The sequence below is a fragment of the Moorena sp. genome (assembly GCF_982860115.1).
Window position 1 is genome coordinate 1 of record NZ_CEYLVT010000188.1, and the last position, 14,795, is coordinate 14,795.

10 protein-coding genes are annotated in these 14,795 nt (G+C 44.6%); 7 read left to right on the plus strand and 3 right to left on the minus strand.

Annotation, left to right across the window (positions count from 1 at the left end):
- Positions 1–51 precede the first annotated feature (51 nt).
- The gene (locus AC4II3_RS24765; protein WP_488012431.1) at positions 52–300 is read right to left on the minus strand and encodes a hypothetical protein; all 249 of its coding nucleotides are present in this window, start codon (positions 298–300) and stop codon (positions 52–54) included.
- Between the two features lie 80 nt (positions 301–380).
- Entirely contained in the window at positions 381–2,717 is a 2,337-nt protein-coding gene (locus AC4II3_RS24770) for an alpha/beta fold hydrolase (protein ID WP_488012429.1), read from the minus strand.
- Between the two features lie 161 nt (positions 2,718–2,878).
- Here AC4II3_RS24770 and AC4II3_RS24775 point away from each other — a divergent pair, with 161 nt between their 5' ends.
- Together AC4II3_RS24775 and AC4II3_RS24780 are read left to right on the plus strand one after the other, a co-directional pair.
- Positions 2,879–4,120: a sensor histidine kinase gene (locus AC4II3_RS24775; protein ID WP_488012427.1), complete on the plus strand. Its 1,242-nt coding sequence runs from the start codon at positions 2,879–2,881 to the stop codon at positions 4,118–4,120.
- Complete coding sequence (locus AC4II3_RS24780; protein WP_488012425.1) at positions 4,117–4,752, plus strand: response regulator; 636 nt, start codon at positions 4,117–4,119, stop codon at positions 4,750–4,752. The genes AC4II3_RS24775 and AC4II3_RS24780 overlap by 4 nt, the downstream gene beginning before the upstream one ends.
- A gap of 242 nt (positions 4,753–4,994) precedes the next feature.
- Here the strand turns inward: AC4II3_RS24780 and AC4II3_RS24785 are convergent, their stop codons facing one another.
- Positions 4,995–8,570: a WD40 domain-containing protein gene (locus AC4II3_RS24785; protein WP_488012423.1), complete on the minus strand. Its 3,576-nt coding sequence runs from the start codon at positions 8,568–8,570 to the stop codon at positions 4,995–4,997.
- 851 nt (positions 8,571–9,421) lie between these two features.
- On the opposite strand from AC4II3_RS24785, the gene AC4II3_RS24790 reads away from it, so the two are divergent.
- From AC4II3_RS24790 to AC4II3_RS24810, 5 genes are all read left to right on the plus strand, one after another.
- On the plus strand, positions 9,422–10,210 hold the full coding sequence (locus AC4II3_RS24790) for a 2-amino-3,7-dideoxy-D-threo-hept-6-ulosonate synthase (protein WP_488012421.1): 789 nt from the start codon (positions 9,422–9,424) through the stop codon (positions 10,208–10,210).
- A complete protein-coding gene (locus AC4II3_RS24795; protein WP_488012419.1) occupies positions 10,210–11,322 on the plus strand; it encodes a 3-dehydroquinate synthase II family protein in 1,113 nt (370 codons plus the stop codon). The genes AC4II3_RS24790 and AC4II3_RS24795 overlap by 1 nt, the downstream gene beginning before the upstream one ends.
- A gap of 130 nt (positions 11,323–11,452) precedes the next feature.
- On the plus strand, positions 11,453–11,731 hold the full coding sequence (locus AC4II3_RS24800) for a hypothetical protein (RefSeq protein ID WP_488012417.1): 279 nt from the start codon (positions 11,453–11,455) through the stop codon (positions 11,729–11,731).
- 87 nt (positions 11,732–11,818) lie between these two features.
- The gene (locus AC4II3_RS24805) at positions 11,819–13,516 is read left to right on the plus strand and encodes a class I adenylate-forming enzyme family protein (protein WP_488012415.1); all 1,698 of its coding nucleotides are present in this window, start codon (positions 11,819–11,821) and stop codon (positions 13,514–13,516) included.
- Positions 13,517–13,573: 57 nt separating this feature from the next.
- Complete coding sequence (locus tag AC4II3_RS24810) at positions 13,574–14,593, plus strand: methyltransferase (protein WP_488012413.1); 1,020 nt, start codon at positions 13,574–13,576, stop codon at positions 14,591–14,593.
- The last annotated feature ends 202 nt before the right edge of the window (positions 14,594–14,795 follow it).

A 14,795-nucleotide genomic window follows, 5' to 3' on the forward strand; every position in this document is an offset into this window, starting at 1 on the left:
CACACCCCACACCCCACACCCCACACCCCAGGCCTTGCCCCAAACTAAATATCAGCTGATAGAGCTGAGAAAAGTACCGAGTAAATTCCAGAATCTTTTCCCTAGCCAAGCTGATAAAACTCCACAGTAAATGGAGAAGCCAATGCTTAAAAGCATTATGGTATTCAAAGATATCTCTACATGCCAAATCCATCGATAGATAGACATGATAGCGATGCCCCCCAGTAATCCGGCAGCCGCACCTGCTGCCGTCTGAGTTAATACTTGTCTTGCAGTACGTTGAGTCGTTTCTGTTTCCATAACTAGAGGCTCCTCGTTAGTATCGTTAGCAATTTTGCACGGGACACACAGCAGTGTGCCCCCAATCTCAATCTATTCAATTAATTCACCTTGGATGCAATCAATTCCTGACCCCCTTGATAAAGTGTTAGTCCGTCAACCGTTTCATCTGCTGACAAATTGAATTGAATCGTGATATCTGCAACCTGAGCCAAGAATTTAGTCTCTGAAACAGGATAAAGGGTAAACGCTTCCTGCCCTGTGGCTTGGGCGAGTAGTTGTTGTTCCTCGACTCGAATAGCGATCTGCATATTAGGGAGTAACTGGTAGGTTCCCACATAGCGGTTGTAAATTGCTGGGTCAAGTTCAACAATCTTGGGCTCACCGGATTCATTAACTGTGACAGTGTCAATATCAACAGTTAATTTTTCTAGTTGAGCCTGTACCTTTGAAGACATCTCGGCCTGGTAACGTCCGCCTAAATGTTCAGCTAAAAACTTCTCTAATGCAGCTGTCATGGCCAGGGAGTTGATCTCCTTACGGAAACCATGGCCTTCATCGGGGGCAATCAGATATTCCACCGGTCGGCCATTGTCTCGCAATGCGGCCACAATTTGGTCTGACTCCGCTTGCTTAACCCGGGGATCGTTGGCTCCCTGAACCACCATCAGCGGGGCTTGAATTTGGTCGGCGGAAAACAGGGGTGACTGGGCTTCTAGACGGGTGCGATCGCTCGGATCATCCGGATCTCCCACCCGCAGAGCAAAGGAAGCCTTGATCGACTCCCAATAGGGAGGAATTGACTTGAGCAAGGTAATCAGATTCGATGGCCCCACCATAGATGCACCGGCAGCATAAATATCTGGCGTAAATGCCAAACCAGCTAGGGTGGCATAGCCTCCATAGGAGACACCAAAAATTCCCACACGCTCTGGATCGGCAATCCCTGCATCAATCAGATACTGCACGCCATCCGTCAGGTCATGCTGCATTGCACCCGTGCCCCATTCGTTGTTACCGGCATTGAGAAAGGCTTTACCATAGCCAGTGGACCCTCTAAAGTTGGGTTGGAGAACGGCGTAGCCACGATTAGCGAGAAACTGGGTAAACGGCCTGTACCCCCACATATCTCGTCCCCAAGGTCCACCGTGGGGCATGACAATCACCGGTAGCTTCACTGGGTCTACCCCCTGGGGCAGGGTCAGATAGGCTGGAATCTCTAGACCATCACGGGCTGTATAGCGGATCGGCTGCATGGTGGCCAAATTTTCCCTGGGCAGCTCTGGCCGATCATCGTAGAGTTTTTCCAGGGTTTGAGTACTACGATCAAATAGATAAGTAGACCCGGGATTCACATCGCTCCGGGTTCCAATCAACGCAAAGCGATCATCCTGGGTAAGGGATTGCAACACAATATCAACGTCGGGCAGCTGTTGTTTCAGAAAGGCTAGATCAGCCGCTATCTTGTCGTTTTGAGGATAGATGCGGATGCGATCGCCAACATAGGAGGTAGCAATCAACTCATCAGTCGCTTCTGAAAACACTGCACGGCCAAAATCCACCTGGTTTTCAGGATCAACTTCCACGACCTGACTCTGCTGGCTTTCGAGATTAAGCAGCTCTAACTGGATTAAATTCCCATCCCGATTGCTGATCAGATACACCCGTTGGCCATCTTTATGAAATCGAATGGGACGACAGGTTTCTTCAATTCGACAGGTGTAAACAGGTGTTAATCCATCTTTTTGCACCGCCAGAATCTCATGCCCCCCTTCCAGGCTTTGGCGATAGCCGATGCGCACATTACCGTCTAAATCCGTTGTCCAGAGGGCAATATTCTCGTCATTTTGAATCAGCAGCGTCCGCTCGCCTGTTGTCAAATCCAAACGATAGACATCATGAAACTGGGGATTGCGCTCGTTAAGACCGATAATGATGTGGTTGGGAGTCCGTTTAGGAATGCTGTAGATCATGGCCGTAATCCCCTCTACAGGGGTTAAATCGCGGGTTACCGGGCTAGTCTCACCTAAAGATTTAGCTTCAACCGCATAAATGTGAAAATTCTCATTGCCCCCTTTATCCTGGGCGTAGAGAATGTAACGACCATCGGCGCTCCAAAAGTAAATTATAATTGGGCTTTCAGCATCAGCCGTGACTGGACGAGCAGCTTCCATCGGTTCATCGATGCCCTTAACCCACACATTGATCACGCCGTCTAGAGGTTTTTGAAAGGCCAGAAACTTACCGTCGGGGGAAAGCTGGGCACCCGTAATCTCTGGATCGCCAAAGAATAGTTCCCGCTGAAGTAACGGTGCTACAGCGGTCTGACTTTTAGCAGCGCTAGCAGTTTTTGCCGTTAGCGGCAGCGGTTGATTGCCAAGGCAACCCATCAAACTAATAGAAATCATCAAACCTGCACCAAATTGAACTTGTTTCATGATAAACCGTATCCTCTGAATAGTTGCTTATAATTCAATATTAAATAGGCCATTTCAAACTGACTATAGCGAAAGGTCATATAGATACATGACCTTTGTCATGGAAATTTATCCATAAGTTTCATAAGCTGTAGAAGCAGTCATAAGCATTAGGTAAGCTGATGTCAGCTCGGACAACTCCTCAGGTTTCGACCATTAATCCTTCAATTCCCAAAATCCTGCGCTATGTGGAATGGGCATTCTTAGTCATGGTGACCCTGAGACTGATTTTTCCCATCCTGAATAAATCATTGCCCTATGAGGCCAATAACAGTTACTATCTAGTCTTCTGGGTATTAGGAGTTTTGGCCATTCTGAGCTTTTTCTTTCCAATTCGTCGCCCCATGTGGCAGCGACGAGCCTATATCTTTGCCGAAATTGCCTGTCTGTTACTAACACGTATCTTTAGTCAGGTGGGTTTGGATCTCCTTCTCTGTATATACTTAGCCAAAAGCTGTTTTCTGTTGCGTCGTCGGGACGTGATCATCACGGTTGTTTTAGCCGGTATTGCCTGGCATATAGGTTTAGCGTGGTGGTTTATGAATGGTTTTCTAACTGATCTCTCAAACCCAATTGAAGAGCAGAAAGCTCTTTTTGAAGAGCGAGTAAAAATGATCCAAGAGGCTCCCCAAGTATTGCTTGCAGATACGATTTTCAATAACCTTGTACTCTATATTTCTATGAGCATACTGATTCTTCTGCTCTGTTTTACCTTAGTAGCTGAGTACAGGAGTCGTCAGCAAGCAATCGCCTTAACTCAGGAAGTTGAATTGCTAGCCGCAGATTTAGAACGCACCCGCATTGCTCGCGATATTCATGATTCATTGGGCCATACTTTGACCTCCCTTGATGTGCAGCTAGAATTAGCACAACGACTCTACGAACGAAACTCTAATAAGCTTCAACCAGCGTTAGAGACGGCCAAACTGCTGGCCAGCCAATCCGTACAAGAAGTGCGTCGGGCAGTGACCACCATGCGAGAAGAGACCTTTGATCTCAATAAGGCGCTGCCACAGCTGCTGGAATCTTTCATATCCCACCCCTCCATAAAGGTTAAAAGCAAAATAGATTTGCCCCAGCTGCCGTTACAAACCAATCATCAGCTTTACTGTGTGGTTAAGGAAGGATTGGAAAATATCCGCAAACACAGTCAAGCCCAGGTTATTCACCTCAAGGGATATGCTTCTGCTGATGCGGTTATCCTTGAACTAAAGGACGACGGTATTGGCTTTGATATTGCTAAACCCACCCAGGGTTTTGGCCTCAGGGGTATGCAGGAGAGAGTTCAGCTGATAGGTGGATCGATACAATTAGATAGCACACCGGGACAAGGCACCTGTATTCAGATTAGGATACCACGATGATTCGACTTCTATTGGCTGATGATCAACCCATCTTTCGTCAGGGACTGGCGGCACTGTTGTCCCTGGAGGATGATCTCGAGGTGGTGGGTGAAGCCAATCACGGTGAAGAGGCCATTGCCCTCACCCAGAGGTTACAGCCTGACATTATCTTGATGGATGTGCGGATGCCCATCTGCGATGGCGTGCAAGCAACCCGAGAAATCCATACCCGCTACCCCTGGATTCGGATTCTAGTCTTAACCACCTTTGACAATGATGACTATGTGTTCCAGTCTCTTCAGGCTGGGGCGTTGGGCTATTTGCTTAAAAGCACTCCAGCCCCTAAGGTGGCAGCGGCCATTCGCAGTCTGTATCAGGGATACAGCCAATTAGGTCCTACCATCGCTCCAAAGGTGTTTTCTCAACTGAATAATACCCAACCTGAACGGGAAAAAACAGATTATCATGCTCAATTCAATCAGCGGGAACTAGAGATCCTGAAGCTGTTGGGACAAGGTAAAAGCAACCGAGAAATTGCAGCCGCTCTTAATCTGACCGAAGGCACGATTAAAAATCATCTAACTAATATTTTCTGTGAGTTGGATGTTCGCGATCGCACCCAGGCTGCCCTCTGGTCCCATCAGCATCTTTAATGTGCATGATATTAAACTATTTTATCACTACTATTTTATCTGGAAAATCATCATGGCAGAGCTTTTTTGGTAAAAACTAAACTGCCAGAACCAACCCACCGGAGGATTACCTGAGTTCGACGTAATAAAAATAGCAATAATTACGAAATTTTCACAAAGATTCGTCCAAAGATTTTCTAAATAAAAATATCAGAATTTATAGCAGTCGAAGTATAGATTATGACGTTAACTGAACAGCCAAATCAACTCTCAATACGAAAATTTTCGATTGCGATCGCACCCAACTGTTTCAGAGTTGCTTTCTGTGCCTCAGTTAATCCTGTCACTCCAGTGATATTCATGGCTTCGTAGAGTCTGGGAGCTCTGAGAATTTTCAGGCACTTGCCCGTCTTAGTGTCCCAAAGCCTCACCGTTTGGTCTTGAGAACCACTAGCTATAATTTGACCATCCCGACTAAAGGCAACAGAAGAGATTAGATGGGTATGTCCGGTGCAAGTGTGGCGGCATGCCCCTGTGGAAACATCCCACACCTTGACAGTTTGGTCGTGAGAGGCGCTAGCGATAGTTTTGCCATCGGGACTGAATGCCACGGAAAAAACCCAATTGTTGTGTCCGCGTAATAGTTTAGAGCATTGACCCGTACTCAAATCCCAGAGGCGTACCGTTTGGTCTGTACTACAACTGGCCAAGATAGTATCGTTAGGACTGAAAGCGACGGATTTGACCCGATTACCATGTCCCTGTAACGTTTTCAAGCATTCCCCTGTGCTGACATCCCACAGCCTCACCGTTTGGTCTGTATTGCTACTCGCCAAGGTTTTACCATCACTACTGAAAGCCACTGACCAGATCTGATTAGTATGTCCTTCCAAAGTGCTGAGGCAGTGACCAGTACGCTGATCCCAAAGCCTCACCGTTTGGTCAGCACTGCCACTGGCTAGGGTTTTTCCATCACTGCTGAAAGTGACCGAATAGATCCAATCAGTATGTCCGTGCAAAATCTTTAAGCATTTTCCCGTCTTGATATCCCACAGCCTGATTGTTTCGTCTCTACTGCTACTAGCTACGGTTTGACCGTCACTACTAAAGGCCACTGAACACACGTGAGCAGTATGTCCGTGCAAAATACTGATACAGCGATCGCTATGATAATCCCATAGTCTGACTGTATGGTCGTTACTGCCACTAGCCAAGGTTTTACCATCAGGACTGAAAGCCACTGGAAATACCCAATCAGTATGTCCGTGCCAAGTTTTCAAGCATTGACCAGTGCCCCAATCCCAAAGTCTGACAGTTTGATCTAAACTCACACAGACTAGGGTGTTACCTTGAGGGCTAAACGCCACAGAAAAGATCTGATTAGTATGTCCATGCAAGGTTCTCAGGCAAATACCAGTGTGGTAATCCCATAACCTGACAGTATGGTCGCCACTACCAGTAGCTAGGGTTTTGCCGTCAGTGCTAAACGCCACTGAGTAGACTCCACTACTATGTCCGGTGTGAGTACTAACACAGCTACCAGTGCTAGCATCCCACAGTCTGACAGTGTGGTCATTACTGCCACTGGCTAGGGTTTTGCCGTCAGTGGTAAACGCCACTGAGCGTACTCCACTGGTATGTCCAGTACAAGTTCTAACCCAACTACCAGTGCTAGCATCCCAGAGTCTGACAGTGTGGTCATCACTGCCACTGGCTAGGGTTTTGCCATCAGTACTAAACGCCACTGATCTCACACAACCGGTATGTCCAGTAAAGGTGTTAAGGCATTGACCCGTGTCACCATCCCAAAGTCTGACAGTGTGGTCGCTACTACCACTAATCAGGGTATTACCTTGAGGATTAAAAGCAACTGAGAAAACTTGATTAGTATGTCCAGTAAAAGTTTGCAAGCAGCTGCCATCACTGACTTGCCATAACTTGACGGTATGGTCAGCACTACAACTGGCTAAGGTTTTACCATCCCCACTAAAGGCAACAGAGCGTACCCCATTAGTGTGACCCTCACAGATTACCAGTAGTTTACCAGTTTGCACATGCCATAGGCGAATCTCAAAATTTGTATCAGAGATTGCCAACATCCTCCCATCTGGACTAAATGCTGCCGATAACATATTCCCTAGGGTTTCAGTAAACACTGAGCCAGCCAAGTCACAACCAGCGAAATTGACATTATGTAATTTCAGTCCCTGTAGGTTGGCTTGCCAAACTGTCAGACCAGAAAAGTCATAGCCGTTTAAATCAATCTGTAATTGACTAAGTAAATTAATAGTATTACCACTGACATATCCCATCTGGAGAGTAGATTTTTTAACCCCAGGAGTTGGGGCGCGCAGCATTGAGAGGATTTCCAGCAGATGATTTTCCAGCTGTTTTGTAGAACCAAAACTGGAGAGTAATTTCTCAATAATCGGTTCAAGAATCAGACAGACTTGAGCATCCCTAACATAATCGGGGGCGCTGGCTTTGACTAGGCAGTGAGTGCGGAAGATAGCGATATTTTGACTAATAATCTCTTCAGGAATCTGCTCGATGAGTCGATTAATCATGTATTCCATGACTACAGGTTGTTGGGTAAACCCAGTTGAGGTTTTCTCAATCAATGACCGGCGTTGTAGAGACCCTACAGCTTCTAAAATATCCGTAGCGCATAGGTAACAGACAAAGTCTTCTTGCAGTTCTTCAAGAGAAATGGGTTCCCGATTGATAGCTAGCCAGTACATCAGTTCCTTTTCTGTAGGGGTGAGGCGCTGAAAGTGCCGATCTAGTAAATCCCGAATATCATCAAAAATGAATGAGCCTTCTTTTAAAAAATCCAGAAACTGAGCAATATTGCTATCAAAAAAGTCTCTGACTGCACAGGCTACCATTTTTAAGGCTAAAGGATTTCCCGCATAACGCTCAATTAGGGTCATCCATTGGGTGTCATCCCCAATAAAATTTCCCTTTTCCTTAAAGATTTCCTGTCCATGGGTTTCTGGTAAACCTTTGAGTGGGAAGCAGCGAACGGGTAAGGCTTCCCCCTCCAGAATGGTCAAGTCTTGAGGTGCCTCCCGGGAGGTCATCACTAGGCAGCTGTTGTGGGAGGTTTCCCCAATAGTTCTGAGTAGCTCACCGTATCCAGCGTATCCCTCTCGATAGCCACCAGTGCGAGAACCACTTTCGAGAATGGATTCGGTATTATCAAGAACCAGCAGGCAACGGGCCGTCTGTAAATACTGAATCAATCGCAAAATTTTGCCATCCACAGAGGAAGGTAAATTCGTTTCCTGCTGCACAGACAGAAATTGAATCATGTCTGCCAGGACTTCCTCTAGAGGCGGAGCATTGCGTAGACTGCGCCACATCACAAACTCAAATTTATCTTGTAGCAGATGGGCTAACTTCACAGCCAAGGCAGTTTTGCCAATTCCCCCCATCCCTAGAAGTGCCACCAGGCAGCAGTTGTCCTGTAGAATCCACTCCTGTAGGGTATTCAGTTCCTGCATCCGACCGTAGAAACCCCTCGGTTCTGGAGCTCCACCCCAATCAAGATGTCCAATTCCAGCCAGAGCAGTTGTCGATAGCGCTGTTAGCTCCATCTGATCTATCTCAATCTCATCCGGCTCAACTACCTTTTCCCAATCAAGACCTACAGCGCGACAAATGGCAATGAAGGTGTCAGTACGAATTGACTGTCTCCCCCAAAATCGGTTTAAGGTTGCCTTAGAGGTAAATGCACTGGTATACCAAGCTACCGCTGTTTTGTTCCATCTTTTCTGACGTCTAGCTTGGTCTACTAATTTAAGTCCTGATTCAGATGCTCGCACGGAATTCATCATAACTCCACTATCTTGCTTTGCTTAACCCCCAATCCATGGGGTCGATCGCTATGGCTCCATCCCTAATCCAGCCATCACTATACCTAACTCCTTAATCTATGGGTGACCAAAAAGGCACGCAATATAGAAATGTTATCGAAAGTTATGGAATTAGTTAGGGCAAGTTAACGCAGATGGAGTCTTAGGGAAACATGAGAAAAATCTCAGAAACACAGCATAACTGAAACTACTGAGACAAAAACTGAGACAAACCTGTTTAAATTCTAGACTAGCAGAGCTGGTTGTTAAGCTACAGTTCCCTACTCCCTACTCCCTACTCCCTACTCCCTACTCCCTACTCCCTACTCCCTACTCCCTGATCCGAAGTGCCCTTTGCTATATCAGTTATCCTGTTGAGTTCAAGCTGAGCAAAATCTAAGAAATTCCTGAGATTACTCTAAAAAAAACCAGACAACTCACTTTAGTTCCAGTTACTAAGACAAAAACTGAGGCAAAAACTGAGACTTTCGGTTTGTGAGTGTCAGGCACGATAGAAATATCGAGATTGAGCTAAGTGCCATGAAACACTAAAAGTTAGTTTTCCAGTAAGCTATCAGCTATCAGCTATCAGCTATCAGCTATCAGCTTATGCGCACGGTTATTGAGGAGGAAACTGTTTTGAATAAAAGAGATAAGCATTCGTTTAATCTCTGTTACGGAAAGCTATTCGCGTAGCGTGGCCATAGGCCAAACAGGTTTATTTTAAGCTAACGGCTGACAGCTGTTCGCGTAGCGTGGCCAACGGCCAACGGCTGACAGCTGACGATTTTGGAAAACACCACATCATGTAATCGAGTCAAAAGGAGTCTCTGATGTCTCTTGGTAAAAATTATCGTTTGGCAAGAATTCTCAAAGGATTAGACAACTATTTTATAGTCCCAATTGACCATGGGTTTACACTGGGTCCGGTTAATGGTCTGGCAAAAGTTCATCAATTTATCAGATCGTTACCGGAGAAAACCATTAGTGCAATTGTTGCTCATCAAGGGATAGCTCGGGCAATCCATCCAGGTTTAATTCAGAAAGATATATCCTTAATTTTACATCTTTCTGGGTCAACGAACCTATCTCCCGATCCATCTTCCAAACATCTAGTCAGTAGTGTTGAACAAGCCATTAAGCTTGGTGCAGATGGAGTTTCAATTCACGTTAATCTTGGGGCCAACGATGAATACCGTATGCTCAAAGATTTCAGCCAAATCTCAGCAGCCTGTCATCAATGGGGTATGCCATTGCTAGCAATGGTTTATGCACGAGGAGAAAAGATTAAAAATGAGTACGATGCAGATGCGATCGCTCACTCAACCAGATTGGCCTGGGAGCTAGGAGCAGATATTGTCAAGGTCAACTACACTGGCGATGTTCAATCCTTCAGACAAGTTGTTAATGCCGTTGACATCCCCGTTATCGTTGCCGGAGGAGCAAAGAGCAATGCAGATAGCTCGATCTTATCGATGATCAAAGATGCCATCAGGGCTGGCGGTAAAGGCGTTGCTGTTGGTAGAAATATATTTCAACACAGTAATCCCTCATTCATTTCTCAAGAAATTGCCAAAGTTATCACTAATCCCTATCAGTTTACCATCAAGGAGGTAGCGTAATGAAATTATCTTGGTTAGACCTAAGAAGCTTTAATGATGTTGACTATAAAGCACTGTGTGGATCTCTAAACTCTGATATCAATGGAGTGGTAGTTGATTCATCAAGTCCAGTCATGGATTGTCATGACTCTGTCTCTCGCATTGCTTTTGTAGACAGCCCAGAAGAAGCAGACGGATGTATCGAAAAGGCCGATATCTTACTGTTTGATCATTCCTGGTATTCTGAAATAACTACTCAACCAGAAACCTACAAATCTAAAGCAGAAATTGGATTTTTTATTCATGTTATCGACGACGAAACCTTACAAACTGCTTGTAAGATAGCTAGACAGGAAAAATGGGCTGTCATCTATTTTAAAGACCCCACAAAAATTCCTCTGGAGATCGTTTTAGCCTCAGCAGACAATACGAATGGGCAAATAATTACCGTTGTCAAAGATATTGAGGAAGCAGAAATTGTCCTGGGGGTCTTAGAAAAAGGGTCACATGGGGTCATGCTAACCCCTAACGGGATTATCGATGCCAGAGAGCTTGGGCAGCTGTGTCGTAAGGCCAACAATTTGGAAGTTTCACTGGAAGAACTTGAAGTAACAAAAATTTCCCATATTGGAATGGGAGAACGGGCTTGTGTAGATACTTGTTCTAACTTTGCAAAAGATGAAGGTATACTCATTGGTTCTTATTCCCAAGGAATGATTTTAGTTAGCAGCGAGACCCATCCACTGCCCTACATGCCAACTCGTCCTTTCCGAGTCAATGCTGGTGCTATACATTCTTATTTAGTGTCTAGTGTTAGTCAAACTAATTATCTTAGTGAGCTGAGTTCAGGACACAAAGTATTAGGGGTAAATTGTGATGGCAAGGCACGAGAAATAGTTGTAGGCAGGATGAAGATAGAAGTTCGTCCCCTACTCAGTATCGATGCAGTGTCTAAATCGGGAATTCCGGTAAATGTGATTGTCCAAGACGATTGGCATGTAAGAGTGCTTGGACCTGGTGGTAAAGTCCTGAACGTCACAGAATTGAAGCCTGGCGATAAGCTGCTTGGTCATACTGCGCCCAGTGGACGTCATGTTGGGCTTCCAGTGAAAGAGTCTTGTCTGGAAAAGTAAATAATATCATGTCCGGGAGTATCGATTACCAAAGAAACAACGACAAATAACACTATCGCGAACAACCGGACACGATATAACTTCCTTGAAAACAATCAACATGTATTAGCAAGTAAGAGGGGATTTAAGAATGAGTAAATTACTTAGCTTAAATGACTATCAGCAAAAACCAAATAGGCATACTGAATCGACCTTAGGTTTTAAAGACAAATCGATTGGTATTAACTCAAGTAACCTTGAGGGAGAATCCTACTCTCAAATTTGGGTTAAAGCCCCTGATATCCCTAATTCGATTCATTGTGAAGAAGCTCTTATTTTAGGTCGGGAATCTGAAAATACCTGGCTAGCTTGGATTCCCGATTATGGTGAGATTATCTTGTCTGATAGTGAACTGGCAAATTTGATTTGAATTGTGAATAAATTGCGCCATTGTCGGCATTACATTATCTGTTAGGTAGTATCAATTATATTTCGACACCACTTTGAAATTAACCTCATGAACATTAACCCAACTATTTTGCCATTGTACCAAAGACTTAAGTTATTCCTTTCCAAGCCATTAGGATGTGGTAACTTTCTTCAGTACTCTGTTACTAATAACCCATATCGAAACAATGATTTTTTATTTTTAGAAAAACCTTTTAAAACATTCACAGGGGAGATCATCAACAGTTTTAGTTTATCTTCCTTAAAAAATGTTGTGGATAACTATGCCTCTTGGTACAGGAAATCTGGTGTTCGTGAGAATGATCCTGTTGCTATCTATTTAGACGATGGAATCGGTTACTTTATCCATTACTTAGCACTAAACAACCTCGGTGCTATTCCAGTTTTGGTAAACGGTCGTATGGATGCTGATATTGCTGCTGACTTTATCAGTCGTGTTGGTGCCATTGGTTTATATTCTGATCAGAAGCACCTCGATAGTATTAGTGGCTACGTCAAAACTAATGACTCATTAACGTTTATTGCCACAGATGTCAACCATACATCTGTCCAGAGCTCAAAAATACAGCTTCCCCAGTGGTATCCATATTCTCCTACAGATTCTCATCCAATTATGATCTGTCATTCCTCTGGTACTACTGGAAAGCCTAAGCCAGTGATATTTGGGCATCAACAGTTTTTCTTTGGCAAACGAATTCGTCTGCTAAATTTTCCAGCTAGTCAATCCGATAAGTTTTTGTTTGCCTTACCTAGTTCACATTCGGCGGGAATTAGCTACTTTATGACAGTAACCTTACTGGGGTTACCCACTATGGTTTTGTCAGATTTATCTGGAAATAATGCTATTACTCAAGCTAAACAACTTAAACCGACTATAGTAGCAGCTTTTCCACAAACCTATGCCGATATGGCTTCCCAGGCTTTAGAAAAAGACCAATTGAGTTCTGTAAAAATGTGGATTAATACGGGAGATGCTGCCCATGAAGCTCATATCAGGACTCTGGTAAATGCCGGGAATTCTCAATCAGTCTTTATTGATGGTCTCGGTGCTTCAGAACTCGGCATGGCTTTGTTTAATAAAGTCTCTAGTCGCCAGACAAGCTTGTATAATCGATATATGGGTAAGCCACGCAGTTTTGTAAAAGCTGTAGTGTTAGATGAGGAGGGAAATCTACTGCCACCCTATCAGGTAGGTTTCCTAGGTATTAAATCTCCAACGATTACACCAGGCTATTGGAATGATTCTAACCGCACCCTCAAAAGTTATAAACAAGGGTACTGGATTAGTGGGGATTTGGCTTATTATGATCAGAACAATAAATTTTTTCACGTGGATCGTGCGGTTGATGCGATTCAGTGCGCTAGGGGCTTAGTCAATACCTTACCCATCGAGGAATTAATTTTGAAGAACAACTCAGCTGTTGCTGATTGTACAATAATTGGTGTCCCTAAGGAAAAAGGCTTGGATGGTTTGGTGGCTTTTATCAAGCTAAAAGCGCCAGAAAATATTACAGCATCAGCTCTGATTACTGCTATCAATAAACAGCTATTGGATAACAAGTTTGAACCATTGTCTTTTTTAGAAATCGTCACTAATCTTCCTGTAGGGTCAACAGGAAAAGTCTTGAAAAGAAAGCTTCGGAATCAATATCAGGATATCCTAATTTGTGCTGAGCATAACTTAGAGGGTAAAGGGCTTCATGATTTTGCTTATGCAGCTCAAACAAAAGTTACAGTTAGGTCTTAATTTGTTGATAATTCACTGAACATTTTTTACTAAAGTAAACTAGAAGGAGACTAGGCAATGCAACAGCTTACTAAACAGCTGGTACCGGACAAACTATTAGAATTGGGGTTGGCTTTCTCGGCATCTAAGACATTCTTAAGTGCCGTGGAACTGGGAGTATTTACTGAACTGGCTCAGAGTTCTATGACTGCTGCTGAATTGACTGAAAAACTAGGACTTCATCCCCGTAGCGCGCGAGATTTTTTGGATGCACTAGTTGCCTTAAACGTGTTAGAGCGTTCTAATCACCGTTACAGTAACACCCCTGAAAGTGATTTGTTTCTTGACCGCTCCAAGCCTTCCTATATCGGTGGTTGCCTAGAAATGTGCAACAGCCGTCTCTATGGATTTTGGGGTTCATTAACAGAAGGATTACGGAGCGGTCAACCCCAGAATGAAGCCAAAAATGGAGAAGACTTCTTCGGCACCCTTTACGGGGACCCCACCCGCCTAAAACTCTTTCTGGAAGCGATGTCTGGGATCAGTATGGGAGTAGCTAAGGCGATCGCTGAGAAATTTCCCTGGGAGAAGTTTCAGACGTTTATCGATATCGGCACTGCTCAAGGGCAGTTACCAGTAACCATTGCCCTAAGTCATGACCATTTACTTGGAGGTGGGTTCGACTTGCCAGTGGTTCGCCCAATTTACGAGGAATATGTTGCCTCGAAAGGACTTAGCCAGCGATTAGACTTCCATGGTGGTGACTTTTTCCAGGATATGCTGCCTAGTGCTGATGTTTTGGTGATGGGACACATCCTGCATGACTGGAATCTAGAAGAAAAGCACCTGTTAATTGCCAAAGCCTACGAAGCACTCCCGACCGGTGGTGCATTGATTGTCTACGACGCACTAATCGACGATCAGCGCTGCCAGAACACGTTTGGGTTACTCATGAGCCTAAATATGCTGATCGAGACCTTTGGGGGTTTCGACTACACAGGAGCAGACTGCTGTGCTTGGATGGACAAAGTAGGATTCAAAGACACTTACACTAAACCTCTTGTAGGAGCTTACTCAATGGCAGTAGGCATCAAATAATCCCAATTACAGGTTAGCAGGCGATCAAGTTAGCAGGTTAGAAGGTTAGAAGGTTAGCAGGTTAGCAGGTTAGCAGGTTAGCAGGTTAAAGGTTATATTCTGAACCTTGGCCAAAAGGCCACGCTACCCGAACCACCAAACAACCTTCAACCTTCAACCAAACAACCTTCAACCAAACAACCTTCAACCAAACAACCTTCAA

Excerpts from the sequence above, each read along its gene's own strand:
- AC4II3_RS24765 (WP_488012431.1), bottom strand. The coding sequence starts at position 300 with ATGGAAACAGAAACGACTCAACGTACTGCAAGACAAGTATTAACTCAG.
- AC4II3_RS24770 (WP_488012429.1), bottom strand. The coding sequence starts at position 2,717 with ATGAAACAAGTTCAATTTGGTGCAGGTTTGATGATTTCTATTAGTTTG.
- AC4II3_RS24775 (WP_488012427.1), top strand. The coding sequence starts at position 2,879 with ATGTCAGCTCGGACAACTCCTCAGGTTTCGACCATTAATCCTTCAATT.
- AC4II3_RS24780 (WP_488012425.1), top strand. The coding sequence starts at position 4,117 with ATGATTCGACTTCTATTGGCTGATGATCAACCCATCTTTCGTCAGGGA.
- AC4II3_RS24785 (WP_488012423.1), bottom strand. The coding sequence starts at position 8,570 with ATGATGAATTCCGTGCGAGCATCTGAATCAGGACTTAAATTAGTAGAC.
- AC4II3_RS24790 (WP_488012421.1), top strand. The coding sequence starts at position 9,422 with ATGTCTCTTGGTAAAAATTATCGTTTGGCAAGAATTCTCAAAGGATTA.
- AC4II3_RS24795 (WP_488012419.1), top strand. The coding sequence starts at position 10,210 with ATGAAATTATCTTGGTTAGACCTAAGAAGCTTTAATGATGTTGACTAT.
- AC4II3_RS24800 (WP_488012417.1), top strand. The coding sequence starts at position 11,453 with ATGAGTAAATTACTTAGCTTAAATGACTATCAGCAAAAACCAAATAGG.
- AC4II3_RS24805 (WP_488012415.1), top strand. The coding sequence starts at position 11,819 with ATGAACATTAACCCAACTATTTTGCCATTGTACCAAAGACTTAAGTTA.
- AC4II3_RS24810 (WP_488012413.1), top strand. The coding sequence starts at position 13,574 with ATGCAACAGCTTACTAAACAGCTGGTACCGGACAAACTATTAGAATTG.